Origin of the sequence: Nocardia wallacei, assembly GCF_029868745.1 — a bacterium.
Taxonomy (GTDB): domain Bacteria; phylum Actinomycetota; class Actinomycetes; order Mycobacteriales; family Mycobacteriaceae; genus Nocardia; species Nocardia wallacei_B.
In genome coordinates this window covers 1-2,163 of sequence record NZ_JARWOP010000012.1, presented here as the reverse complement: position 1 = coordinate 2,163, position 2,163 = coordinate 1, and the positions used below count along the sequence as shown (strand labels likewise).

Sequence of the window (2,163 nt, the reverse complement as noted above, 5' to 3'; positions counted from 1 at the left end):
TGCGCAGTCGATGGGCTCGGTCGGAGACAGCTACGACAATGCGCTCATGGAGAATTTCTTCTCTACGTTGAAGACCGAGCTGGTGTACCGGAACTCTTGGCGCACAAGGGAAGACGCGGAGAACGCCTTGTTCTCCTACATCGACGGCTGGTACAACACCCAACGCATCCAGAAGAAGCTCATTGCGATGCCAACGGTGTTGGCATCGTGTACTTCGCTGCTTACTTTCAGCATTATCGACACAGCGATACTGCGCCTGTGGCGTGCATTGGGACGGTCAGAGCGGGATTTCACCGATCGTCGAGTACTCGATCACAAACTATGTTACCTGGGCAATACCGACTCCTACGCCACGCTGGATATCACCGTGAAACTCCGTCGGCACCGAAACCGTCCGAACGACGAATTGGTCGACGTCGTGATCCATGACCAGAGGACGTCACGGATACTGGCAATCGCCGATATCCATACCCTCACCCAGGATCGAAGCCAACCGTGACCAACAACCGACAACATGTGACACACATCCTGCATGACGTCATCACAGAAATCCTGCCCGGGCTCCCACACGATCAAATCAGCGCCGACAAGCACCTCGCGGATCTGGGAGCAGACTCTGTCGATCGAGTGGCGATCCCTGACCGACCCGACAGGAGCTGTCTGAACTCATTTACGCGGGCCATCGGCCCCCGCCACCTGCCGTGCCGTCGGCATTGTAGGATAACGCGGCCGTTCGTGCGGCGCTCACCGAACAGCACACGGTCACTATCACCTCCGGCCGGATCGCGGACCAGAACCGTCGTGACCGCGATGGCGAATAGCCACTTGTGGAAGTGCAGTCAAAACTCGGCGTTCGGTGAGGTATCAGGTCCGGACAAGACGACACGGATGAGCTCGGAGCGAGACCGTACGCCCAGCTTCTTGAAGACCTTGCGCAGATGATAGTCGATCGTCCGGGTACTGAGGAACAATTGAGCCGCGATCTCACGGTTGGTGAAACCCGCCGCGACCGCATCAACAATTCGCATTTCCTGAGACGTCAGCAGGTCGACGTTGCTGGAAGTCGTCGAAGGCGCCACAGCTTCCCCGGCCGCGCGTAGCTCGGCACGAGCACGTTCGGCCCATCCAGTCGCGCCGAGTGCCTGAAATGTCTCGAACGCAGACCACAGTGGGCGCCGGGCCTCCGCCCTGCGCCGGCGGCGGCGCAGGTACTCACCGAACAACAGCTGGGTGCGAGCGAATTCCATTGGCTGCTCGTCCCTTTCGTGCAGCTCGAGTGAGCGCCGGAACGCATCCTCCGCGTCTTCGGGCCCGGCGAGCAATGCCTCGCACCGCGCCACCAGCGCGCCCGCCGCCGCGGACCGGCGCAGCGACTCCACAGCCTGGACAGCCAAGTCGGGTCGGTGTGCTTGAACGGCTGCCTCCACCCAATCGGGCGTGTATACCAGCATCACCTCCGGCTGAACGGAATCGTATGCCGGTTGGAAATGGTTCAATGCCGACTCCGCGCGCCCCGCGGCCAGGTCTGTCAATCCGAGAGCCCGCCTGGCCGCGGCGACGACAATCGCGAGCCGGCGTGGTATCGCCTCGGCCAAAACCTCATCGGCCAGCTCGCGCGCCTCCCGCTCACGTCCGCCCAAGGCCGCCAGCAAGGCCAGCGAGCTGCGGTGCCAGCAGCTGACATTGCTTTGGCCGATCTCGTCGGCGAGGCGATGGCCCTCCCCCGCAGCCGCTTCCGCAGCGCGAAAACGCCCGCGGGCGATGTCATCGATCACGCCACGTTCCAGGGCCCAGACCAAGAGCCCGACCGCGCCGGTGTCCCGGGCACGCTGGACCGCCGCCCGATTCAGTCGCCGGCCCCGCTCTCGGTCGCCCATAGCCCACAGCAGTCCACTGGCCCAGTTCAGTTTCACCGGGTCGGTGAGCTTCTCCGCAAGATCCTTGTCTCGCGACGACAATCCGTGAGGTCTCCCCGTCCGTGCCCGGCATGCTCCTCGCAACAGCATCACCAGTGTGTCGGCAGCGTGGTCCCCGGACATCGGCAATCTCTCGGCGATGGCTCCGACATGTGCCCACTCGATGGGCAGGTTCGCGTGGAAGCTGGCTTCCCCGAACAGCATCAGCAACGACACCGCTCGCAGCGGATCAGCTTCGGCCATCGTC

2 protein-coding genes are annotated in these 2,163 nt (G+C 62.9%); one reads left to right on the top strand and one right to left on the bottom strand.

Annotated elements, in window-relative coordinates:
* Positions 1–499 (top strand): IS3 family transposase (locus QH470_RS38160; RefSeq protein WP_425302562.1); only part of this gene is annotated, 499 nt, incomplete at its 5' end.
* Positions 500–839: 340 nt separating this feature from the next.
* On the opposite strand, the gene QH470_RS00295 is transcribed toward QH470_RS38160, so the two are convergent.
* Positions 840–2,163: helix-turn-helix transcriptional regulator (locus QH470_RS00295; RefSeq protein WP_280270195.1), on the bottom strand; the 1,324-nt coding region annotated here is incomplete at its 5' end.